At 28.2% G+C, this 24,906-nt stretch carries 19 protein-coding genes, 8 tRNA genes and 1 riboswitch; of the genes, 25 read left to right on the top strand and 2 right to left on the bottom strand.

What is annotated here, in order from left to right:
- Positions 1–150: 150 nt before the first annotated feature.
- The 8 genes from KQI36_RS12380 (at position 151) to mreB (ending at position 7,194) form a co-directional block, all read left to right on the top strand.
- Complete coding sequence (locus tag KQI36_RS12380; RefSeq protein WP_010293785.1) at positions 151–543, top strand: F0F1 ATP synthase subunit epsilon; 393 nt, start codon at positions 151–153, stop codon at positions 541–543.
- Positions 544–701: 158 nt separating this feature from the next.
- On the top strand, positions 702–902 hold the full coding sequence (locus tag KQI36_RS12375; protein ID WP_216451138.1) for a hypothetical protein: 201 nt from the start codon (positions 702–704) through the stop codon (positions 900–902).
- A gap of 506 nt (positions 903–1,408) precedes the next feature.
- On the top strand, positions 1,409–2,098 hold the full coding sequence (locus tag KQI36_RS12370; RefSeq protein WP_216451137.1) for a hypothetical protein: 690 nt from the start codon (positions 1,409–1,411) through the stop codon (positions 2,096–2,098).
- A gap of 26 nt (positions 2,099–2,124) precedes the next feature.
- The gene (gene murA, locus KQI36_RS12365) at positions 2,125–3,393 is read left to right on the top strand and encodes a UDP-N-acetylglucosamine 1-carboxyvinyltransferase (RefSeq protein ID WP_010293782.1); all 1,269 of its coding nucleotides are present in this window, start codon (positions 2,125–2,127) and stop codon (positions 3,391–3,393) included.
- A gap of 220 nt (positions 3,394–3,613) precedes the next feature.
- Positions 3,614–4,720 (top strand): stage II sporulation protein D, encoded by a 1,107-nt coding sequence (spoIID, locus tag KQI36_RS12360; RefSeq protein WP_216451136.1) that lies wholly within the window; start codon positions 3,614–3,616, stop codon positions 4,718–4,720.
- Positions 4,721–4,978: 258 nt separating this feature from the next.
- Positions 4,979–5,704: a M23 family metallopeptidase gene (locus KQI36_RS12355; RefSeq protein WP_010293780.1), complete on the top strand. Its 726-nt coding sequence runs from the start codon at positions 4,979–4,981 to the stop codon at positions 5,702–5,704.
- Positions 5,705–5,817: 113 nt separating this feature from the next.
- Positions 5,818–6,072 (top strand): sporulation transcriptional regulator SpoIIID, encoded by a 255-nt coding sequence (gene spoIIID / locus KQI36_RS12350; protein ID WP_010293777.1) that lies wholly within the window; start codon positions 5,818–5,820, stop codon positions 6,070–6,072.
- Positions 6,073–6,165: 93 nt separating this feature from the next.
- The gene (mreB, locus tag KQI36_RS12345) at positions 6,166–7,194 is read left to right on the top strand and encodes a rod shape-determining protein (protein WP_010293776.1); all 1,029 of its coding nucleotides are present in this window, start codon (positions 6,166–6,168) and stop codon (positions 7,192–7,194) included.
- A 66-nt stretch (positions 7,195–7,260) separates the two neighbouring features.
- Here mreB and yyaC read toward each other — a convergent pair whose 3' ends face one another.
- Complete coding sequence (yyaC, locus tag KQI36_RS12340) at positions 7,261–7,800, bottom strand: spore protease YyaC (RefSeq protein ID WP_010293775.1); 540 nt, start codon at positions 7,798–7,800, stop codon at positions 7,261–7,263.
- A 357-nt stretch (positions 7,801–8,157) separates the two neighbouring features.
- Between yyaC and KQI36_RS12335 the strand changes: the two genes are divergently transcribed.
- From KQI36_RS12335 to prfB, 16 genes are all read left to right on the top strand, one after another.
- Positions 8,158–8,760: a hypothetical protein gene (locus tag KQI36_RS12335; protein ID WP_216451135.1), complete on the top strand. Its 603-nt coding sequence runs from the start codon at positions 8,158–8,160 to the stop codon at positions 8,758–8,760.
- A 166-nt stretch (positions 8,761–8,926) separates the two neighbouring features.
- Positions 8,927–9,001 (top strand) — tRNA-Thr (locus KQI36_RS12330).
- 5 nt (positions 9,002–9,006) lie between these two features.
- Positions 9,007–9,091: transfer RNA gene (locus tag KQI36_RS12325), tRNA-Tyr, on the top strand.
- A gap of 8 nt (positions 9,092–9,099) precedes the next feature.
- Positions 9,100–9,175: transfer RNA gene (locus tag KQI36_RS12320), tRNA-Val, on the top strand.
- 24 nt (positions 9,176–9,199) lie between these two features.
- Positions 9,200–9,274, top strand: a tRNA-Thr gene (locus tag KQI36_RS12315).
- Between the two features lie 5 nt (positions 9,275–9,279).
- Positions 9,280–9,364 (top strand) — tRNA-Tyr (locus tag KQI36_RS12310).
- Between the two features lie 8 nt (positions 9,365–9,372).
- Positions 9,373–9,448 (top strand) — tRNA-Val (locus KQI36_RS12305).
- A gap of 23 nt (positions 9,449–9,471) precedes the next feature.
- Positions 9,472–9,546: transfer RNA gene (locus KQI36_RS12300), tRNA-Thr, on the top strand.
- Between the two features lie 5 nt (positions 9,547–9,551).
- Positions 9,552–9,636, top strand: a tRNA-Tyr gene (locus KQI36_RS12295).
- 138 nt (positions 9,637–9,774) lie between these two features.
- Positions 9,775–9,876: riboswitch (SAM riboswitch) on the top strand.
- 158 nt (positions 9,877–10,034) lie between these two features.
- Positions 10,035–11,210, top strand: coding sequence for a methionine adenosyltransferase (gene metK / locus KQI36_RS12290; protein WP_216451134.1), 1,176 nt, complete (start codon positions 10,035–10,037; stop codon positions 11,208–11,210).
- A 156-nt stretch (positions 11,211–11,366) separates the two neighbouring features.
- Complete coding sequence (gene recD2, locus KQI36_RS12285; RefSeq protein WP_216451133.1) at positions 11,367–13,580, top strand: SF1B family DNA helicase RecD2; 2,214 nt, start codon at positions 11,367–11,369, stop codon at positions 13,578–13,580.
- A gap of 20 nt (positions 13,581–13,600) precedes the next feature.
- Entirely contained in the window at positions 13,601–14,602 is a 1,002-nt protein-coding gene (locus KQI36_RS12280) for a hypothetical protein (RefSeq protein WP_216451132.1), read from the top strand.
- Positions 14,566–15,243 carry a ComF family protein gene (locus KQI36_RS12275; RefSeq protein ID WP_216451131.1) on the top strand — a complete coding sequence of 226 codons (678 nt, stop codon included), beginning with the start codon at positions 14,566–14,568 and terminating at the stop codon, positions 15,241–15,243. The genes KQI36_RS12280 and KQI36_RS12275 overlap by 37 nt, the downstream gene beginning before the upstream one ends.
- A 551-nt stretch (positions 15,244–15,794) precedes the next feature.
- Entirely contained in the window at positions 15,795–16,319 is a 525-nt protein-coding gene (hpf, locus tag KQI36_RS12270) for a ribosome hibernation-promoting factor, HPF/YfiA family (protein ID WP_010293764.1), read from the top strand.
- 297 nt (positions 16,320–16,616) lie between these two features.
- On the top strand, positions 16,617–19,121 hold the full coding sequence (gene secA / locus KQI36_RS12265; RefSeq protein WP_216451130.1) for a preprotein translocase subunit SecA: 2,505 nt from the start codon (positions 16,617–16,619) through the stop codon (positions 19,119–19,121).
- Positions 19,122–19,346: 225 nt separating this feature from the next.
- A protein-coding gene (prfB, locus tag KQI36_RS12260; RefSeq protein WP_216451129.1) for a peptide chain release factor 2 occupies positions 19,347–20,448 on the top strand; the annotation gives its coding sequence in 2 pieces (ribosomal slippage) (positions 19,347–19,424 and positions 19,426–20,448; 1,101 coding nt in all).
- Between the two features lie 17 nt (positions 20,449–20,465).
- Here the strand turns inward: prfB and KQI36_RS12255 are convergent.
- Positions 20,466–21,833, bottom strand: a complete 1,368-nt coding sequence (locus KQI36_RS12255) for a M28 family metallopeptidase (RefSeq protein WP_216451128.1) — start codon at positions 21,831–21,833, stop codon at positions 20,466–20,468.
- A gap of 550 nt (positions 21,834–22,383) precedes the next feature.
- Here KQI36_RS12255 and KQI36_RS12250 point away from each other — a divergent pair.
- Positions 22,384–24,546 (top strand): Tex family protein, encoded by a 2,163-nt coding sequence (locus KQI36_RS12250; protein ID WP_216451127.1) that lies wholly within the window; start codon positions 22,384–22,386, stop codon positions 24,544–24,546.
- The last annotated feature ends 360 nt before the right edge of the window (positions 24,547–24,906 follow it).

The raw sequence follows: 24,906 nt of genomic DNA, 5'->3' as shown, positions 1-24,906 counted from the left end.
AGCAATGAAGTATTGATTAGTACCTGTTAAAGCGGGGAGTTTAAGCCTTTGGAAAGTCAGACCATTCATTTTATTTATATAATAAGATGGACTTGATGAATTAGGAAGTAAAATGATTAAATTTTAACGTTTTACAATGACGGTTATATTATGGAAAATAGTTTTAAGCTTATAATAGTAACCCCAGATAAAGAACTTTATAATGGTAATGTTGTAAAGTTGAACTCAGAAAGTAGTGATGGTAAATTTGGTATATTACCAAATCATATGGCTATGGTATCCGAGGTTATTCCAACTATAGCTAACTTTCAAGATGTAAATGGTAAAGAATATAAGTGCTTTACATCAAGTGGAGTTATTAAAGTTAGAAAAAATGAAGTAACTATTTTATGTAATGCTGCTGAATGGCCTGAAGACATAGATAAAGAGAGGGCTCAATCAGCTAAAAAGAGAGCAGAAGATAGACTTAAAAATAAAAATGAAATAGATGTAAAAAGAGCTGAATTAGCTCTTAAAAGATCTTTATTAAGATTAAACTTATAAAGAAATCGCCTTTAAATAAATTTAAAGGCGATTTTTTTTTCAATAAATAGAAAAGGTGGAATAATAACTTAACAAATATTAAGGATAAAGTAAATACTTTATAAGCATAATAACAATATAATTTAATAGAAAATTATATTATGTTAGGAGGAATAAAAATGAATAATAAAACTGAAAATCCAAATAAAAACATTAGAATATCCGATGCATCAAAAGTAAATTTAGTTAATCAATATAACCAAACTGTTAAGACATTCAAAGATAATACAGTTAATATAGATGGAAAAGAATATTTACAGTTAGAAAAGGCAATAGATACTTTAAAAGAAGTAGCCCCATTTTCATCTATGTTTACATAAAAATAATGCTATCTTTAATCAAGATAGCATTATTTTTAGATGTATATATTGTAAAAAAAACACTAATATGCACAAAAACAGGAAAAAAATATATATTAATAATATATATTCAAAATTTCTATAAATTTATAAAGAAATTAAATTATAACTTTAGTTATAATCTATATATTTATTTAGTTTATTGTATAATGTTTTAAAATTATGTTTTGGCTTATGTATTGTAAATTTTGAACACCCTTAATAGTGAATGTATGCTTAAAAATCACTAATTTCATAATTGTAATTAAAAATTTAGGCAAGTTAAAATTAAAGCATGTTTCACTATATTAATTAGGATAACATAAAAGATTATAGATATAAGTGTATATAAGTTATAAACATGTAATCTATAATAACCAATTATGTTATCTTATTTCTAATTTAAAAAATTAATAACGTATATCTGTGACAAACCAGTGTATAAAGCAGTAATTATTGTCAATACTTTTAAAAGTGGAGGGGTAATTATGGAGAAATTTTTAAAAAAGCTTATAGCACTTTTTATGATTTTTATATTGGTTTGTTTAAATTCAATAAGCTCAAAGGCTATAGAAAAAAGAGATATAATTGGTGAAGTTTTAAATATATCTAAAGCAGAAATTATTGAAGTTGGAGTTGAAACTATATTTAAAGAAAAAAAAGATATAAATAGTTATTGTGAAGAATTAAAGAAAAGTATAAGTTTTTATGGTTATGATAAAGAAAAAGTAATTGTTAAAAATTATAATAATTATATAGAAGTTAAAATTGATAATCTTAATGTAATTATAGAAAAAATTGATTATAAAGATAATATGATAAAAATGACAGTTAGCCAAAAGACAAAATATAATAATTTAGATTTTCTAAAGAATTTAACAAAGGCCACATTTAAAAATGAAAAGCATATAAATCAGTATTTATATGTAAAATCTAATTTTAATGGTGAAGATTGCAATTTGCTAAATAAGCATATAGTAGATTTTTTAGATGAAAATGGGGCTACAGATTTAGAAACGGTGCCTTTAGAGAATGGATTTAGTACTATTTGCAATACTAAGATGTATAATTCAAAAGAAATCTTTAGAAAAAAAATTGATTTTCAGTTTGCTATTATGAAATACAGCAAAGAAAATTATTTAATAATAGGAACCCCAGAAATAACTGTAGCTTTTTAAAATAGCACTATTTATGGAGGAATAACATGGAAAAGTTTATTATAAAAGGTGGCAAAAGATTAAATGGCGAAGTAGAGATTAGTTCAGCTAAAAATTCAGTATTACCAATACTTGCATCAACTATATTAAGTGATAGCGTTTGTATTTTTAATAATATTCCTAAATTAGAAGATGTTAATGTTCTTTATGAAGTCCTACAATCTTTAAATGCTAAGATAATTTTAAGAAAAGATAATAAAGTAGAAATAGATACTAGAAATTTAGAATTAGAAGAAGTTAGTAATGAGTTAGTAAGAAAAATGAGGGCATCATTTTTGATTATGGGTGCTATGCTTGCAAGGTTCGGATACTTTAAGATATCTTTGCCAGGAGGATGTAATATAGGGTCAAGACCTATAGATTTACACTTGAAAGGATTAACTGCATTAGGAGCAGATATTATAACAGAACATGGATTTGTTGAAGCTAAAGCAGATAAACTTAAAGGTGCAAAAATATATTTAGATTTTCCATCAGTAGGAGCTACTGAAAATATAATGATGGCTGCGTCACTAGCTGAAGGTGAAACTATAATTGAAAATGCAGCAGAAGAACCAGAAATAATAGATCTTGCAAATTTTTTAAAGAGTATGGGCGCAAAAATTTATGGAGAAGGCACAGATACCATAAGAATAGTCGGAGTAGATAAGCTTATTGGAACAGAATATACTCCTATTTTTGATAGGATAGAAGCAGGAACATTTATGATTGCAGCAGCAATAACTAAAAGTAAAATAAAATTAACTAATGTAAATGAAGAATATTTAAAACCAGTAATAGCAAAAATGAAGGAAATGGGAGTAAAGATAGAAGCAAGTAAAAATACTATTGTTATAGATGGAAGTGCAGATTTAAAACCAATAGATATAAAAACTATGCCATATCCTGGATTTCCTACAGATATGCAAGCTCAAATGATGAGTCTATTAAGCGTTGTTAAGGGTACTAGTATGATAACTGAGACTATCTTTGAAAATAGGTTTATGCATGTAAGAGAACTTGTAAGGATGGGTGCAAATATAAAAATAGATGGAAGATGTGCAGTTGTGGAAGGTGTAAAATCTTTAACAGGTGCAGAAGTCAAAGCAACAGACTTAAGGGCAGGAGCTTGTCTAATATTAGCAGGATTGTGTGCAAAGGGAAAAACCACAATAGCAGATATATACCATATAGATAGAGGGTATGTTGAAATTGAAAAGAAATTTCAAAAATTAGGTGCTGATATTAAAAGAATAAATATAGAAGAAGAAATTTAATTTTAAAAGATAGTTACTCAAATTTTATGAGTGACTATTTTTTGTTTTAAAAATTAATTTGAAACTCTAAAAAATAACTATAAATAAGTTTAATTTTGAATTTATAAAAATATTTTAAAAAATATGTTATATTTGATAACTCTTCTTAATAAACTTTGAATAAAAAGAACAAATAGCCTATTATTTAAAGTTTTAACTTACGAAACGAGAGGAGGATAAAATGAGAAATTTTAAAAATAAAATTAAGTTGAATACTCATAGTGTAGGTATAAGTGAAAAAATGGCATCGCAGATAATATCAGTTTTAACATTTGTAGCACTAGGAGTTATGTTTTTACTTGGGTCTACTTATTTTATATTAGGGGGTAATATTAAAGAAAAAAATAATAATATTAGTTCTTTTGAAATTGGTAAACGAGATATAAAGAAGAATAAAGTGGCTGAAAAAAACTTAGTAGAGGATATAAAGATAGATAAAGTTAAGGTTTATTTAACAAAGCAAGATAAGGTGGTTGAACTACCTATAGAAGAATATGTTAAAGGCGTTATAAGTAGTGAAATGCCAATAAATTTTGAGATAGAAGCACTGAAAGCTCAAGCAGTAGCTGCTAGAACATATACAGTAGCCCATACAAAAGCTATAGGTGGTGGATGTAGTAAAGGGAATGGATCAGATCTTTGTGATACAACTCATTGTCAAGTATATTTAAGCAAAGAAGAGAAAATCCAGATGTGGGGCGTTAAAGGTGAAAGTAATTGGAAAAAAGTAGAGGAAGCTGTAAATGCTACAAAGGGACAGGTGCTAGCTTATCAGGGAAAGCTTGCTAGTGGAGCATACTACTTTTCTACCAGTAGTGGCAAAACTGAAAATTCAGAAGATGTTTTTGTAAATGCACTACCATATTTAAGAAGTGTTGAAAGTAAAGGTGAAGAGAATGCGCCAAGATATAAAAGTGTAGTCTCAATTTCCTATGCAGATTTTATTGAAAAAGCTAATAGTCAGTATAATGCAAATATGACATTGAATAATATAAAAGATCAAATAACAATTTTAGAAAGAACTGATGGTGGAAGTATAAAGAGTATAAAATTAGGAACAGTAACTATTAGTGGACCTAAATTTAGAAGTCTTTATGGCTTAAATTCAGCTAATTTTGAAATAAACTATTTAGATAATGACATGGAAATAAGCTGTACAGGATTTGGTCATGGAGTAGGAATGAGTCAATGGGGAGCTAATAATATGGCTAGTGAAGGGAAATCCTATAAGGATATATTACAGCATTATTATACAGGAATAACTTTGGAACAAATAAATAAAAAATAATATAAATAATAAGGAATTAAGAAAGAATTATTTCATAAGCATCTACTAGTATATAGTTTATATAATTAAAAAAGTTCATGTTTAATAGATATATAAATTTTAAGTTAGAATCTGAAAGTCCATAAGAACTCATGGTTACCATGAGTTCTTTATTTTTAAAAACATATAAGAAAAAAGTCGAAAAAAAACGAGAAAAAATAATAAGAAAAGTGAATTAACTTAAAAAGATAGGACAACAATACTAGTGGAGGTGTTTTTATGGATAAGAAAACAAAATTTAAACAATTTTTTAAAAAGGAAGGATTTTATGTAATTTTATTTGTTTGCCTATGTGCAGTAGCAACAGTAACAATATTAACAACATCTAAGGATAAAAAAGATGTAGCGCAATTACCAGCAATGGAGCAAAAGACAAATAAAGAAACAAAAGAGGACAAACAAACTAATGGAGCAACTGTAGAACCTAAAACTTATAATGATGCATTACAAGTAAAAAAAGATGAGCTTAAAGCAGTTCCAGAAGTACAAGTTCAAAAAAATGCAGAAAGTCAATCAGTTTCAAATGCAACAGATAGTGAATCAGTTAAACCAGTAGATGGAAGTTTAGCTCGTTCATACACAGAAGACCCTGTTTACATGTCTTCAACTAAGGATTATAGACCACACTTTGGTATAGATGTAAAAGTTGAAGAAGGTACACCTGTAGTTGCAATGATGAATGGTGTTATTAAAAATGTAGATACTTCATCAGAAGGAACATATGTTGAAATAGATCATCAAAATGGAATTGTAAGTAAATATTCTAATCTGCAAGAAAAAGTAGCTGTAAAAAAAGGAGATTCAGTAAAGGCTTCTCAAGAAATTGGTAAAGTTGGAAACACAACTACATTTGCATATGAAGAATATGGTTCTCACTTACATTTTGAAGTTTTAAAAGATGGTGAAAACATAGATCCTAGTAAATATGTGAATTATAAAAAATAGTTAGTATTATTAAAGCCATTTTCTGAATTATTCAGAGAATGGCTTATACATAAGTAATTTATGTGGAAATATAAGCATATTTATAAATATATAAGGATTAAGGAGGCAACACGTTGAAAGACTACATTGAAGAAAGAGTATTGCAAGTTGCAAGATATATAATTGAATCACAAGAAACTATAAGAAAAACAGCAACTGTATTTGGTGTAAGTAAAAGTACTATACACAAGGATATGACCGAAAGATTACCTAAAATCAATGCTCAAATTGCAGAAGAAGCTAAAAATGTATTGGATTTAAATAAGGCAGAAAGACACATCAGAGGTGGAAAAGCTACACAGATGAAATATAAAACAATTGAAGGATAAAGCCTTTCGTATTATAATTAGACAATATAAGAGTTATTTAGTTTAAAGCTAAACTTTTAGTTAAAATACGAAAGAGCAGGAGTGAATTAAAGTATGTTTTTTTTCGGTATGGGAACAGACATGGGTATAGATTTAGGAACAGCTACAGTCCTTGTTTATATGAAAGGAAAAGGCGTTATATTAAAAGAGCCTTCAGTTGTAGCAATTGAAAAAAATGCAAATAAGGTATTAGCAGTTGGAGAAGAAGCTAGAAAAATGATAGGAAGAACTCCAGGAAATATAGTTGCTATACGTCCTTTAAGAAATGGTGTTATTTCAGATTATGATGTTACAGAAAAAATGCTTGAACATTTTATAAAAAAAGCATGTGGAAATAAGAAAGCAGCACCAAGAGTTGTAGTATGTGTTCCATGTGAATCTACAGAAGTTGAGAGAAGAGCTGTTGAAGATGCAGCAAGAAATGCAGGAGCTAAAAAAGTCTATCTAATAGAGGAACCATTAGCAGCAGCTATAGGAGCAGGACTTGATATTTCTAAAGCTAGTGGAAATATGGTAATAGATATTGGTGGAGGAACTACAGATATAGCTGTTATATCTTTAGGTGGAATGGTAGTTAGAGAATCTATTAAAGTAGCAGGAGATAATTTTGATGATGCTATAATTAAATACATAAGAAAAAAACACAAATTAATGATAGGTGAGAGAACTGCTGAAGATTTAAAGATAAACATAGGATCAGCTTATAAAAAAGATGAAGAAATTGACATGGATATAAGAGGAAGAGATTTAATTACAGGTCTTCCTAAAAATATAACTGTTAATTCTACAGAAATGAGAGAAGCTTTAAGAGAAGCAGTAGCTTCAATTGCGGAGTGTACTCATGCTGTACTAGAAAAAACACCACCAGAATTAGCAGCAGATATTGCTGAAAAAGGCATAGTTATGACTGGTGGAGGAGCACTTTTAGATGGTCTAGATAAATTAGTACAAGACTATACAAAGGTACCAGTATATGTAGCTGAAAATTCTGTTTCATGTGTTGCAATAGGAACAGGAAAAGCATTAGAATTTATAGATAAAATGGGTGATTCCTTTGGAGGACAAGACCTATCTTTTTATTAATAATTTGATTGATAAAATGACACAGTTTTTTACTGTGTCATTTTATTATTTAAAATTATGGGAAATTTAAATAAAAGATGAGTTATCAAAAGCTAAGTAATATGAATGCAAAAGAGCCTTTGTTATAACCTTAGATAATTGCATAATTAGGTTTAATCTTATATTTCTATTTGTAAATAATTCCGTATCATCACTAGAATCTATAATTCCGATTAAAGACATATCTCCTACTGGTGGAAGTAATTTTCCGACACCTTTGCCAGGGTTTATGGAAAAGTCCCTTGCTTGTATTTCACCTATACTTGAATGTGGTCCAAGACAAGCATCAATTCCTATTATTTTTGAATTAGGATGTTTAAGTTTAATTTCATTCAACTTATTTTCTAAGTTTAATGCATGTATAGGATCAGAAATTGTTCCATAAACAGGTAAAGGGAAAAAATTTTCTTTTAAACAGGTTCCAACTAGTGGACCTAAACAATCGCCTATGCATCTATCTGTACCTATACATATAATAATAGTATCTTCATCTAAATAATCTTTAATAAAAGTAGCTAAGTTGTAATAAGCTAGGGGATTTTTATAATGGGTTTTAATTTTAGTCACTGATTGCACCTCCTAGAGAATTGTGATTCATTTTAAAGAAATTTAAGTATCAACTTAAAATTGATTTATACAAAATAAAATTTAATTATTATCTTCTATAATATTTGTATAAATGTAAAAATATGAAAAATGCGCTTAATAATATATATGCAAAAAAACAGAATGTGATTATAAACATTTAGAAAAAAATAAAAATATTTTTTATGTAAGTATACATTTGAATATGAGTCTTTGGATTTGTTAATAATTAAGTATATATAAAATTTTTTATGTTCATAATATTAAATGGGAGTGATAATTATAAAAAAAATATATTCATGTATAATAATTTTGTGTACTATAATTTATAGTTGTACTATGTTGAATGTCTATAGAAATCATGAGGATTTAGTTGTAAAAAATGAAATTAATATAGAGTCTGAAAAAATTAAAAAAAATGATGAAATTGCAAAGGAAAACCAAAACAAGAGTTATTCAGATCCTTTGATTTTTAATAAGAAAAAAAATGAAGAGAATACTAAAGAAGCTTTAAAAGAGAAGATTATTGAAAATAATGAGGAAAATATTAATACTTATGATGAGGTAAGAAAGTATAAAAATAAAAAATATTTTTATGATGACATGAAAGAATTTGAGAATAATGGTGATGTTACAGTTGAAGAATTTGATTCTTACAATAAAAATAAAAAAAAATTAGATAAAGAGCTAGTGAGGGCAGAAGCAAAGGAAGTTCTAAAACAAGTATCCTTATCAGAAAAGAAAAAACTAATAACATTTGCATATAAAGTACCTAAAAAAGAATTTAATAATATAGTTAAATATTTAAATTATGAAAATAAAGATTTAGGTGTAAAAAAAGTTATATCTGTATTAGAAAAATATTTAACAGAAGAAGAAATTAAAGAAGCTAAAGAAATTGCCAAACCTTTTATAAACAAAGAAATAACTAAAGAATTTTAAAAATGATTTTAATTTAACAAAGTAAATTGGTAAGAAAAAGAGAGAAAAACTTAGAAAGTAAGAATAAATTTAAAATAATTGCTTGTAAAGGCTAAATTTGGATTTGAAAAAAATACTCCAAGATTATAAAATAAACCTTGTCGAAGTTACCGACTAAAAATAACACGCTAGCATGGCTCAACGGTAGAGCAGCTGATTTGTAATCAGCAGGTTGTAGGTTCGATTCCTATTGCTAGCTCCATAAGTGGAGGAGTTCCCGAGTGGCCAAAGGGGGCAGACTGTAAATCTGTTACGTTTCGTTTCGATGGTTCGAATCCGTCCTCCTCCACCATATAACACGGTCGCATAGCTCAGCTGGGAGAGCATCTGCCTTACAAGCAGAGGGTCACAGGTTCGAACCCTGTTGTGACCACCATTAAACTTAAAATATAAATAATACGCTGGCATGGCTCAACGGTAGAGCAGCTGACTTGTAATCAGCAGGTTGTAGGTTCGATTCCTATTGCCAGCTCCATAAGTGGAGGAGTTCCCGAGTGGCCAAAGGGGGCAGACTGTAAATCTGTTACGTTTCGTTTCGATGGTTCGAATCCGTCCTCCTCCACCATATAACACGGTCGCATAGCTCAGCTGGGAGAGCATCTGCCTTACAAGCAGAGGGTCACAGGTTCGAACCCTGTTGTGACCACCATTAAACTTAAAATATAATAATATGCTGGCATGGCTCAACGGTAGAGCAGCTGACTTGTAATCAGCAGGTTGTAGGTTCGATTCCTATTGCCAGCTCCATAAATGGAGGAGTTCCCGAGTGGCCAAAGGGGGCAGACTGTAAATCTGTTACGTTTCGTTTCGATGGTTCGAATCCGTCCTCCTCCACCATACACTTTAGATTTTCTAAAGTGTTTTTATTTTTAAATAAATTAAATTATTGAATATATTTACCATATAAATCAAATAATATATTGTTGACAGTGATGTATTTTAATGATAATATTGTATCATAAAATTATATAATTACTCTTATCCAGAGAGGTGGAGGGAAAGGGCCCTATGAAACCCGGCAACCGGTGCGTAGCACAATGGTGCCAATTCCTGCAGAAATATTCTGCAAGATAAGAGAGTGCGAGTACGAAATTTCGACCTCTTCTTATCAAAGAAGAGGTTTTTTATTGCATAAAAATAGTAGTTACAAGGATTTTGTAATAATAAATATACCTTGTATTATTTTTAAGGCCACTCTCTTCGATTAGAACGGAAATTTGAAAGGAGATTTGAAAATGAGAAGATTATTTACATCAGAATCAGTAACAGAAGGGCATCCAGATAAAATTTGTGATCAAATATCTGATGCAGTATTAGATAGTATATTAGCAAAAGACTCTCATGCAAGAGTAGCTTGTGAAACAGCAGTAACTACAGGAATGGTGTTAGTTATGGGTGAAATAAGCACAAATTGCTATATAGATATTCCTAAAGTAGTAAGAGAAACAATAAAAGAAATAGGTTATACAAGAGCAAAATATGGATTTGATTATAAAACTTGTTCAGTATTAACATCAATAGATGAGCAATCACCTGACATTGCACAGGGTGTAGATGAAGCTATTGAAAAAAGAGGACAAGAAATGGATGAAGTAGAAGCAGTTGGAGCTGGAGATCAAGGTATGATGTTTGGATTTGCAAGTAAAGAAACTCCAGAATATATGCCACTTCCAATAGCTATGTCTCATAGACTTTCAAGAAGATTAACAGAAGTTAGAAAAAATGGAACATTAGAATATTTAAGACCAGATGGAAAAACTCAAGTTACAGTTGAATATGAAAATGAAACTCCAGTAAGAATAGATACAATAGTAATATCTACACAACACTGTGAAACTGTAACACAAGAACAAATAAGAGAAGATTTAATGAAGCATGTTGTAAAAGCTGTTGTTCCAGCAGAATTATTAGACGAAAATACTAAATACTATATAAATCCAACTGGTAAATTTGTTATAGGTGGACCACAAGGAGATTCTGGTTTAACAGGAAGAAAAATAATAGTAGATACTTATGGTGGATATGGAAGACACGGTGGCGGAGCATTTTCAGGAAAAGATGCAACTAAAGTTGACCGTTCAGGAGCTTATGCGGCTAGATGGGTTGCTAAAAACTTAGTAGCAGCTGGTGTTGCTGATAAAATAGAAATAGAACTTGCATATGCTATAGGAGTTGCTAATCCAGTATCTATAGAAGCTGATACATTTGGAACAGAAAAAATTTCTAATGAAAAAATAATAGAAATAATTAAGAATGTATTTGATTTAAGACCAGGTGCTATAATAAAACAATTAGACTTAAGAAGACCAATATACAAACAAACAGCAGCATATGGTCATTTTGGAAGAAATGATTTAAATCTTCCATGGGAACAATTAGATAAAGTAGAAGAAATAAAAAAATACTTATAATATAAAAGACACACCTTTAGGTGTGTCTTTTATATTTAATATGGATAAATATCATGTTTGTTTGAAAGCCTAAACATTTGTCAAGTATATTAATAAATGAGAATAGTATGGCTCTATGATATAATATTCAAAAGAACAATTTTAGGAGAGATTTTTATGTCAGATATAACAGGGATACTAGAGGATATTATTTTTAAAAATGAAGAAAATGGATATACAATAGCTCATCTAAAAGATGGAAAAAAAAGACATACAATAGTTGGTGTAATACCTTACATTAAAGAAGGCGGTCAATATAAAGTTACAGGTGATTGGGTTACACATGAAAAATTTGGTGAGCAAATGAAAGTTATATCTATAGAAGAAATTTTACCAACTAGTAAACTAGGAATAGAAAAATATTTATCAAGTGGGATTATTTCAGGGGTAGGACCTGTTACTGCAAAAAAAATAGTAGATCATTTTGGAGAAAAGACGTTAGAAATATTAGATACAGATATAGATAGATTAAAAGAAATTAATGGTATAGGAAAAAAGAAAATAAAATTAATAATGAAATCATATTCCGCACAAATAGAGATTAGAAATATAATGATATTTTTTCAAACCTATGGAATGACTGCTAATCAGTGCATGAAAATTTATAAAAGATTTGGAGGCAGTTCTGTAGCTATTGTAAGAGATAATCCATACATATTAACAGAAGAAATAAATGGAATTGGGTTTAAAACGGCAGATAGGATAGCTATGAGCTTAGGTGTGGAAAAAAATTCTATATTTAGAGTGAAAAGTGGAATAAAATATATAATAAATGAATTTTGTTTATTAGGTAACACATACATGCCGTTAGAAAAACTTATAAAAAGAGCTATAGATGTTTTACAAGTAGATGAAGAAAATATTGATTTAGCTATAAGAGAAAATATAATTGAAGGTAAAATTAAAGTAGAAAATATAGATGATGTTCAGTGTGTATTTACAATTCAATATGCTTATGCTGAGATGGGAGTTACAAAGAAACTGGTTCAATTATGTACCACTAAATATGATGAATTAGAGATTAATTATGATGAGGAAATAGAAAACTTTGAAAAAGAGCAGAATATACAGTTAGCTAAATGTCAAATAGAAGCAATAGAAGGAGCTATGACTAATGGAATAGAGGTTATAACAGGAGGACCAGGAACAGGAAAAACCACTATAATAAACTGTATAGTAAGTATATTTGAAAAAGCTGGAATGAAGGTTAATATGGCAGCACCAACAGGAAGAGCGGCTAAAAGGATGAGTGAAACTACTTTAAGAGAGGCTAAAACTATACATAGACTTTTAGAGATGGGCGCATCGGAGGAAGAAGAAGAAAGCGAATTATTAACCGACAGAAAGTTAGAGTGTGATGTTTTAATAGTTGATGAAGCATCTATGATAGATATAAATTTAATGAATAGCATGATGAACGCTATATTTACAGGCACAAGGCTAATACTAGTTGGTGATGTTGATCAGTTACCATCTGTAGGACCAGGAAACGTTTTAAGAGATATAATTGAAAGTGGTGTTGTTAAAACAGTAAGGTTAAATGAAATATTTAGACAAGGTAAAGAAAGTATGATAACTGTTAATGCCCATTTAATAAATGATGGTAAGATGCCTATACTAAATTCAAAAGGTAGTGATTTTTACTTTATACAATGTATAGATAGCAAAAATATATTAGAACAAATAATATCTTTAATAAGTATAAGGTTGCCGAAATTTAATACTAACTGGGATAAAATGAAGGATATACAAATATTATCTCCTATGAAAAAAAGTATAGCAGGAGTTGATAATCTAAATAAAGAGTTGCAATTAATCTTAAATCCACCAAGTGCTAATAAACCAGAAAAGGAACTCAAAGAAATGGTTTTTAGAATTGGAGATAAGGTTATGCAGACAAAAAATAATTACAGTTTAAAATGGACTAAGAAAGAAAAGGTTTTTGATGCGGAATGTACAGGGCTTGGAGTATTTAATGGTGATGTTGGATATGTTTATGATATAAATGAAAATAACAATCTAACAGTTGTTTTTGAAGATGACAAAGTTGTTGAATATGAAGATATGTATTTAGATGAGTTGACGTTAGCTTATGCTATAACTATCCACAAAAGTCAGGGAAGTGAGTTTCCAGTAGTTATAATGCCAATGTTTATGGGCCCTCCAATGCTTATGAATAGAAATCTTTTATATACTGGAGTTACTAGAGCAAAACAACTAGTGGTTTTAGTTGGAGATAAAAAAACAGTATCTTTTATGAAAGATAATGATAGAACTTTTGAAAGATATTCAGGCTTGAAGTGGAGGATAAGTGAAATATTTGGAGTTTAGTAAGGAGATTTATTTGAAATATGATTAAAGGAAAAGAATACGTTATTAAAGAAGTTTTAAAATATGTAAAAAATAATACGGATATAATAAATGTAATTTCTTATTTTTATAATACAGCTACTATATTTTTAGATGCAATAAATTATTGCATAAGTAATAATAAATCTGTTTTATATATTGTAAATGAAGAAAAAGAAAATATAGAGCTTATAAGTTACCTAGAGAATAATGACTATGTATATTTAGATGAAAAAACTGATGAAGATAGTTCTAAGGTAAATTTTTGTGATTATAATAGGGCATTGTATTTAGATAAAAAATATGATTTGGTAATATTTGATGAGCTTGGATATATGCCATTTCAATCTAAAAAAAATATAAAAAATATATTGTCAAAAGCAGTTAAAAGTAGAGGAACAATAATATCATACTCTATTGAACCTATATTTGATAAAGCTTTATCCATATATTTTCCTTTAAATAAATATAATACTCCTCTTATAGAGCCTAGGGTAATTACTACAAAAATAGATATGGAAGAGGACTTGCCACTAGTAGCTTATGAATACATAAGTTGGACAATTGCCACAGAAAAAAAGACAATAATATATGTTCCTAGCAATGATAAAGTTATAAGTGTGTACTTATATATGGATAAATTAAGAGAAAAGCTAACAAAGGATGTATTTTATTTTATAAAAGAGAAAAAGGATAAAAGCTCTATAAAAGCATTTCTAAAAAGTAAAACAGGTATATTAATAACTGATGACTATGATGAATTTCATAACGAAAAACTTACTGATATAAATATAATGGTGTTTTTTGCAGATGATAAAAAATTTAATTATAAGAACTTAGTTTATTTGGTTAGTAAAATTGAAAGAGCTAAATCGGTAATGAGGAAAGAAATAATTTTTATTTGTAAAGATGAAAATGAAGATATAGAAAAGGCTAAATCAATAATGAGAAATTTAAATAAGAAAGGTTGGGAAGAGGGATTTATAAGACTTCAAAATATATAATAAATTGTATATTAGATATTATATATCCTGATAATAATGCATGCGTTGTCTGTAAAGATTATGCATTATCACATAATTTATGTACTAGGTGTAAAAAGGATATAGAGATTATAGATAAACCATTTTATATATATCATAATGGTGAAAAATATAAATGCTATTCTATAGCAGAACATAAATTAGTAATGAGAGACATTGTTATGAAGTTAAAATATGAAAGTGATTTTACTTGCGGAGAAATATTAGCAAACTATATGAAAAAGTTAATTATACAAAAAAATATAAAAATAGATGTTATAACTTTTGTACCAATTAGTAAAAAAACTTATAATAAAAGAGGGTATAACCAAGCAAAAGTTATTGCAAAAAAATTATCAGAAAAACTTGATATACCTTGTAAACAACTTATAAAAAAAGTTAAAGAAACAAAAGATCAAATAGGTTTAACATCTTGGGAGAGATGGAGAAATGTAGAAGGATGCTTTAAATCAGTTAAAAGTAATAATAGTAACTTTGAAAATGTTTTACTAATAGATGATGTAGTTACAACAGGAGCAACATTAATAAATTGTAGTAAGACTTTAAAAGAAAATGGAGTAAAAAAAGTATTTATCTTGACTGGAACGAAAAGTGTAGTATAATATAAAAAGTAAGTTGGGTTTGTGGTTGAAAATCGATGCCAGTCGCAGGCAAAACGATCCACGTAAGTTAAACAAAGTTTTAATGATCATGGTGCGGCTTAGAAGTAAGTCCTGCCGCTATAAAGCGAGAGAGTTAGTAGTGAGAAGTTAACTCTGGGTAGCGAAATCTCCAGCAGGCGAGTGTGGGGGCAAAGACCAGGTCAGCCAATTTATGCAAATAAAGCTAATTGTAACGTAAGTTGCAATTAGCTTTTCTTTGTTTGTTAATAAAAAAATGTATATATAACCAAATAAACAATTAATTTGATAAATTTCATAAATATAAAATAACTCAATTACTCTAATTATATCATAACAACAAGAAAATAGCATATACTAAACAATATAGTAAAGACAAAAAATAATGTGGGAAAAAGTGAATGATTATAATGGTGTCTAAATTTTCAAAAAAATTCATTTGATAAATTAAAAAAATAATATTAAAATATAAATACAAAATAAATTTAATAAATAAGCATAATGCTTTTGGCTCGAGAAAGGGGTTGTAGTATATGAATGTTAAATCAATGGGAAAAAACATAGAACTTACAAGTGCTTTAAGAGATGTAGTAGATAAGAAATTATCTAAATTAGATAAATATTTCTCTGAAGAAGTAAATGCAAATGCAACCTTAAGTGTTGAAAAGAATAGATGTAAGATAGAAGTTACTATACCGTTCAATGGAGTAAGGCTAAGAGCAGAGGAAAAGCATGAAGATATGTATGCTGCTATAGATTTAGTTTTAGATAAATTGGAAAGTCAAATAAGAAAGCAAAAAACTAAATTACAAAAGAGAAAACAAAATGTTGATTTAAATTTTAATAATATTGATGACTACAAATATGAGGATGAGGAACCTAAAATAGTAAAAACTAAGAAATTTGCAATAAAGCCAATGTCAACAGAAGAAGCTATTTTACAAATGGAACTTTTAGGTCATGACTTCTTTGTATTTACTAACAGTCACACATCAATGGCAAATGTTTTATATAAAAGAAAAGATGGTAATTACGGTTTAATAGAGCAAGAATTTTAATTAATTTAAATATAAAAATGATGCGATTTTTCGCATCATTTTTTTTATGAGAATCATTAACTATAAATACATTTGAAAGAGTGAAAATATCAGTGCTTAAGTTGAATGAATAAAAAATAAGTGGTATAATTTTAAAGTGAAATTTTATACTTATTTTTTAAACAAAGGTGAAATTGAGAAACAATATAATGCGTAAATTTAGAAAGAAAAATTCCAATGATATATAAAAAAATAGTAGTAAATATTTAATTACCTACAGGTACAAAATTTAATGGATGAAAGAGTGAGGAAAAAGGTATGAAACTTTTTAATAAAATTTTTGGATCTTACAGTGAGAGGGAAATAAAACGTATAATGCCAATCGTAAAAAAAATAAATGATTTGGAACCAACGATTTCAGCATTGTCAGATGAAGAGCTAAAACATAAAACAGAAGAATTTAAGATGAGATTAAAAGATGGGGAAACATTAGACGACTTATTACCAGAGGCTGGTGCAGTTGTAAGAGAAGCATCTAAAAGAGTTCTTGGACTTAGACATTATGATGTTCAATTAATAGGTGGAATTGTACTTCATCAAGGTAGAATTTCAGAGATGAGAACAGGAGAAGGTAAGACATTAGTAGCTACATTACCGTCTTACTTAAATGCTTTAACAGGAAAAGGAGTTCATGTAATTACAGTTAATGATTACCTAGCAAAAAGAGATAGAGATGAAATGGGTAAGGTTCATGAATTCTTAGGATTAACAGTAGGTGTTATAATACATGGTCAAAGTCAGACTGAAAAACAAGAACAATATGGTGCAGATATAACTTATGGTACAAACAATGAATTTGGATTTGATTACCTAAGAGATAACATGGTTATATACAAAGAAGAAAAAGTTCAAAGAGGATTAAACTATGTTATAGTGGATGAGGTTGACTCAATATTAATAGATGAGGCTAGAACACCACTTATTATATCTGGTGAAGGAGAGAAATCAACTGAATTTTATAAAGTTGCAGACTTCTTTGTAAAATCACTAAAAGAAGAAGAAGATTATGAAAGAGATGAAAAAGCTAACTCTGTTATTTTAACTGATGAAGGTGTGGAAAAAGCAGAGAAGTACTTCCATTTAGAAAACTATGCAGATCAAGATAATATGGCAATTCAACATCACGTTGTTCAAGCGTTAAAAGCTAACTATATGATGAAAAATGAGAAAGATTATATAGTTAAAGATGGAGAAGTTGTAATAGTTGACAGTTTTACAGGAAGACTTATGGAAGGTAGAAGATATAGTGATGGACTTCACCAAGCTATAGAAGCTAAAGAAGGAGTAAAAGTAGAAAAAGAATCAAAAACTTTAGCTACAATAACATTCCAAAACTACTTTAGAATGTATAAAAAGTTAGCTGGTATGACAGGTACTGCATTAACAGAAGAAGGCGAATTTAGAGAAATTTATGGTTTAGACGTTATAGTAATACCAACAAACAAACCAATTAAAAGAATAGATAGACCAGACTCAGTTTATAAAACTGTCCTTGGAAAATATAAAGCAATAGTAGAAGATATAGCAGAAACTAACAAAAAAGGTCAGCCTGTACTTGTTGGTACTGTAAGTATCGAAAATTCAGAAGTATTATCACATATGCTTAAGAAAAAAGGTGTAAAACATCAAGTATTAAATGCTAAATATCATGAAAAGGAAGCAGAAATAGTTGCTCAAGCAGGTCAAAGTGGAATGGTTACAATAGCAACAAATATGGCTGGTCGTGGTACTGATATAAAATTAGGTGAAGGCGTAATAGAACTTGGTGGATTAAAAATAATTGGTACAGAAAGACATGAATCTAGACGTATAGATAACCAATTAAGAGGTCGTGCTGGTCGTCAAGGTGACCCAGGTGAATCAAGATTCTATATCTCATTAGAAGATGATTTAATGAGAATATTTGGATCAGAAAGATTAGCATCAGTAGTTGAGAAATTAGGATTAACAGATGAGGATGCAATAGAAAGTAAAATGGTTAGTAATGCAATAGAAAGTGCTCAAAAGAAAGTTGAAGGAAATAACTTTGATATAAGAAAAAATGTTGTTAAATATGACGATGTTATGAACAAACAAAGAGAAATTATATACTCTCAAAGAGAGCGTGTTTTAACAGGTGAAGATTTAAAAGACCAAATACAATCTATGATTGAGGATGTAATAACTCAAGCTGTAAATTCTCATATAAGTGGAGTAGAAGATACTTTTGATGAGGAACTTAAAACTCTTATAAGCTATATGGAAGAACTATTTGTTGAAAAAGGACAATTTACTTTTGAACAATTAGAAAAAGAATCTAATGATGAAATAATTAAGGCTTATTTAGAGTACGCAACTAAAATATATACAGAGAAAGAAGAAACTTTTGGCAATGAGCAAATGAGAGAGATAGAAAGAGTTATTCTTTTAAAGGTTGTTGACTCTAAATGGATGGATCATATAGATAATATGGAACATCTAAAACAAGGTATAGGTTTAAGAGCGTATAAACAACAGGATCCAGCACAAGCATATCAAATGGAAGGTAGTGATATGTTTGATGAAATGATCGAAGTTATAAAAGTAGAAACTGTTAAATATCTATTCCATGTAAGAATTGAAAAAGCTCCAGAAAGAGAAAAGGTGGCTAAAGAGACAGCAACAAATGCTGATGAATCATTAGCAAAACAACCTGTAAGAAAAAAAGTAGAACCTCAAAGAAATGATCCATGTCCATGTGGATCAGGAGCAAAATATAAAAATTGTTGTGGTAGAGGAAAATAAAATAACATAATTTTAAAATTAAGGCATGGTAAGAGAAGTTAATTAATCAGAAATAGATTTTAAGTTGTTCTTTTAACATGCCTTAGGCATATAAAAAAATAATCTGTTATTTATTAATAAAATATTAATTTGAATTTTATTATTTGATATAAGTTTAAAATTTAATTTTGAACCTTATATTTGATGTCGCCTTATACTAATAAATTAATGAAAGAAGTGAAAAAGTTGTTATTACATTTAGAAGAAATATCAAATGAAATAAATGTTTTAAAAAAAGATTTACAAGAATTGAGTGTTTCACTTTGACCTTGCTAATTTAAAATTAAAACTTAGTGAATTGGAAATGAAAATGCAGGAGCCAACATTTTGGGATGATGTAAATAAGGCTCAAGAAATTACTCAACAATCTAAAAATATAGATGATAAAATAGAAAAATTCAAATCACTTAATTTAAGAGTAGAGGATTTAGAAATTTTAACAGAGTTGAGTTTAGAGGAAGAAAATGATGAATCTTATAAAGAGATAAAAAAAGAATTAAAAGAGCTTAGAGTTATAATTGATGATTTAAAAGTAGAAACTCTTTTAAATGGAGAATACGATAGAAATAATGCTATAGTAACTCTTCATACTGGTGCTGGAGGAAATGATGCACAAGATTGGACTGAAATGCTTTATAGGATGTATACAAGATATTGTGAGAGTAAAGGCTTTAAAATAGAAGTGATAGATTATATACCAGCAGATGAAGCCGGGATAAAAGGTGTAACATTAAAAGTAACTGGTGAATATGCCTATGGTTATTTAAAAGCAGAAAAAGGAGTTCATAGATTAGTAAGAATATCTCCTTTTAATGCAAATGGCAAAAGACAAACATCTTTTGCTGGCTGTGAAGTATTACCAGAACTTACAGAAAGTCAAGATATAGATATAAAATCTGATGACTTGAAAATTGATACGTTTAGGGCTAGTGGCGCTGGTGGTCAGCATGTAAATAAAACAGAATCGGCTATAAGAATAACTCATATACCAACTGGCATAGTTGTTCAATGCCAAAGTGAGAGAAGTCAGCATACCAATAAAGACTATGCTCTTAAAATGTTAAAATCAAAATTAGTTGATTTAAAAGAACAGGCACATAAAGAAAAAATAGAGGATTTAGCTGGTGAAATAAAAGATAATGGTTGGGGCAGTCAGATAAGATCCTACGTATTTCATCCATATAGTCTAGTTAAAGACCATAGAACAGGAACTGAAACTGCCAATGTGGATTCTGTTATGGATGGTAATATAGAAGAATTTATTACAGAGTATTTAAAAACTCTATAGTTAAAAAAGTATGCAAATTAGCATACTTTTTTATTTTTTAAAACAAAAATAGTAATTAAAGCAATAGAAGTACACAAAGATGATATGAAAATTATAGTATTATATTTAATAAAAGGATTACTAAAATAATTACCACAAAGTTCTTTTGAAATAACAGAAAAGGCTCTGTCAATAGCTTTTTTATTAATAAACTCTACTTTATCATTTGGTGTATGAATCCTAGATAAATCATTATCTATAAATGTTACTGCACTAACATCATTTTTCCTAAAAATCATATGATCACTAGAATCTTCAAATATATAATTGAAATACACATTTTTATCTTCAAGAATTTGAGATAAACCATGGATTAAGGTAGTATCTTTAGTATCTTCTTTACCACCCATTACACATAAGGGAATACCATCAAAACTTCCAATCATATCAAAATTATATACAGTACTATTTTTTAATTGATTTTTGTTGTTATTAAAGAAATAAGTAGAACCTACACATCCAAACTCTTCTCCATTAAAAGCTGCGAAAATAATATCTCTAGAAGGTGTTCCTAAAGATTTTATGTAATGGGCAAGCTCTAATACAAAAGAAGAACCAGAAGCATTGTCTAAAGCTCCATAATATACATTTCCAATAGAATCTGTTCCAACATGGTCAAAATGACAAGAAATTACTATAGGATCTATAGAAGAATTTTTCCCTTTAATATAACCAAGAACATTATTTACAGTGGCATCTGAATTAGAAAATGGAATTTTAGCATTAACAATACGACCATTTTCAATAGCTGTAATTAATTTGTTTAAACCATCTTTAGTCATATAAATGGACAGACCATAATTGAAATCACTTAAAAAAGAGCTTCTAAAAGAAAATGACTCATCATTTATAGCATAAAAGAGAACATAATCTTCTTTATATTTAACAATTAAATAGGAATCAGTCCTTTGAGCTACATCTGATGATGAAAAGGTAATATCATTTATTCTAAAATTAGTTCCATCATCTTTATAATCTACACCATAATTAAAACTTTCTATTATATTTTTACTACTATAATCTATAATGTTTAGTTCAGGATTAAAATTTAATTTTTTAGGATATTGAATAGAAAAACCTTCAGTATAAGAATCTTTATAAGGTAGTAGACCTAAATTTTTAAAATTATCTAATATATAGGTTTCTGCTAATTTATTTTCTGTAGTTCCACAAAGTCGTCCTTTTAATGTATCACTTGCAAGATAATTTATATGCTCTACAACTCGCTTAGAAGAAAAATTATTTATCTTAAAATAGAATGTAATTGATAATGCTGTTATAAATATTGATATAACAGTCAAACTTATAAGTAACATATTTTTTTTGTTTTTAAAAATCACTGACATAACAATCTCCTTAAAAATATAAAATTATTTAATTTGCAAAGGATTTTATGGTAGAATTATTATGGAAACTTAAGGAAACAATTTCATAATAAAATAATATGCGTTAAAAATGTAAATATGATATGGAATAACAAGTTGAAAAGTTAAATTAAACATAAAATTTAATTCCTAATCTACTACAGGTATTCAATCTATAACTTAAATTTATACATCAAATTTTTGTTATTAGTTGAGAAAAATAAGTACAAATATAGTTAGTTAAGAATTATGAATTATGAATTAAGAATTTAGGATGAAAGTGGCAACTACTTTCTGAAAATGATTAAAAAAATCTATAAATATAATTTGCTTTGCAAATTTATAAAAAGATACGTTGAGAATTACTAGGAACGAAGTGAGTAGTAATAACCATAACTGCTAACTATTCACTCTTAACTCTTAACTAAAATAATCTGTTAGTTATTGATAAAATATTAATTTGAGTTTTCTCATTTGATAAATGAATAACTTTAAAACTTAACTTGTAACACTATATTTATAGGAGGATAAAATGGATAATATAAAAAATAGATTAATGAAAGAATTTGCACTTTCAAAAGAACAAGTAAATAATGTAGTTGAAATGTTAGATGAAGGAAATACAGTGCCTTTTATAGCTAGATATAGAAAAGAAAGAACTGGTGGAATTGATGATATAGTTTTAAGAGATTTTTCTGAGAGATTAACCTATCTTAGAAACCTTGAAGATAGAAAAACAGATGTTATAAGACTTATAGATGAACAAGGAAAACTTACAGAAGAAATTAAGACATCTCTTGAAAAAGCTACAACTTTAACAGAAATAGAAGACATATATAGACCTTATAAACCTAAAAAAAGAACAAGAGCAACAATAGCGGTAGAGAAAGGATTAACACCACTAGCAGAAGTAATATTTGATGGAAGTTTCAATAGTGATATAAATGAATATGCATCACAGTTCTTAAATGAAGAAAAAGGAGTAAAATCCATTGACGAAGCATTCCAAGGTGCAATGGATATTATAAGTGAAAAAATATCTGATGAAGCAGAATACAGAAAGTATATAAGAACATTAGTTTTTAAAGAAGGATATATAGAAACTAAAGGGGAGTCAAAAGAACCTACACCATACGAGATGTATTATGATTATAAGGAAGAGGTTAAGAAAATACCATCTCATAGAATTTTAGCTATAAATAGAGGTGAAAAAGAAAAAATTCTTTCAGTTAAAATTACTTGCGATGTAGATAAAATAATTGCTTATTTGAAAAATAAAACATTGAAGGGAAATAGCAGAACAGATTCATATATAGAAAAATCTGTAGAAGATAGTTTAAAAAGATTAATTTATCCATCAATAGAAAGAGAAATAAGAGGAGATTTAACAGATAAAGGAGAAGTAGGTGCTATTGATATATTTAAAGCAAACCTAAAGGCATTATTAATGATATCACCTATAAAAGGTAAAACTGTAATGGGATTTGACCCAGGGTTTAGAACTGGTTGCAAAATTGCAATATTAGACGAAACAGGAAAGTTTTTAGAAAATACAGCAGTTTTTGCTACAGCAGGTAGCAAAGAGAAGGTTAAAGAATCTATAAATACATTAAAGAACTTATGCATAAAACATGATGTAGATGTTATTTCTTTAGGTAATGGAACAGCTAGTAGAGAATCAGAAGAAGTTTTAGCAGAAGTAATAAAAGCTGTTAAATCAGAAATAGGAAAATATATATATTATGTTGTAGTTTCAGAAGCAGGAGCTTCGGTTTACTCAGCATCCAAGCTTGCAACAGAAGAATATCCAGACTTAGATGTAACTGTTAGAGGTGCTATATCTATAGGAAGAAGATTACAAGACCCTTTAGCTGAACTTGTTAAAATAGATCCTAAATCAATAGGGGTAGGCCAATATCAACATGATGTTACTCCTAAAAAGTTGGATGAGTCATTAAAAGGAGTAGTAGAAGATTGTGTAAATAATGTAGGGGTAGATTTAAATGTAGCTACACCATCATTATTATCATATATATCAGGAATTAATGGAACTATAGCTAAAAATATAGTTTCATATAGAGAGGAAAATGGTAAATTTACAACTAGAAAAGAACTTTTAAAAGTAAAAAGGTTAGGAGCCAAAGCTTTTGAACAATGTGCAGGGTTTTTAAGGGTTATGGAAAGCAATGAACCATTAGACAATACTTCAGTCCACCCTGAAAGTTATAATGCATGTAAAAAACTTTTAGATATATTAAATTACTCTAAGGAAGATATAAAAAAAGGTAATTTATTAGATATAGACTCTAAAGTAAAAGACTTAGGTGAAGTTAAATTAGCAGAGGAAATAGGAGTTGGAGTTCCAACATTACAAGATATAATAAAAGAAATAAAAAAACCAGGAAGAGATCCAAGAGAAGAACTACCAAAACCTATATTTAAAAGTGGTATAGTAGAAATGAGCGACTTAAAACCAGGAATGCTTTTAATGGGAACAGTTAGGAATGTATCAGATTTTGGTGCTTTTGTAGATATAGGTGTTCATCAAGATGGATTAGTTCATATAAGTCAATTAAGTGATAAGTTTGTAAAGCATCCATTAGATGTTGTAAAAGTAGGAGACATTGTAGAAGTTAGTATTTTGGAAGTAGATGAGAAAAGAAAAAGAATTTCACTTTCTATGAAAAAAAGCTAATTTCAAATTTAAAGATAGGCATATAAATATGTCTATTTTTATTTTATTTGTAATAAATTTTAATTGATTAAGGTATAAATTAATTTATATATTTCAATAATTATATGCAAATTATAAATATAATTAAAAATAAAATATATACAATAAAATAAAACAGTGATTAATATTGAGGGAAGTAGGGTAAAATAAAGAAGAATGTCTAAAAATGATATAAAATGCAGAAATAAAACAGAATTTAATTATTGATTTTTGCATTAAATAGCTGTATTTTTATAATGTTTTAAAAAAATATTAGATTTTATAAACTGAGTTTAAAAAATAATTTATTAGTAAAAAACAAATAAATTTTAGATTTATACA

The organism is Clostridium senegalense, from assembly GCF_018916625.1.
In the GTDB taxonomy this organism is placed as follows: domain Bacteria; phylum Bacillota; class Clostridia; order Clostridiales; family Clostridiaceae; genus Clostridium_J; species Clostridium_J senegalense.
Note: the sequence above shows the minus strand (reverse complement) of the source record. Positions and strands in the feature narration are given on the sequence as shown.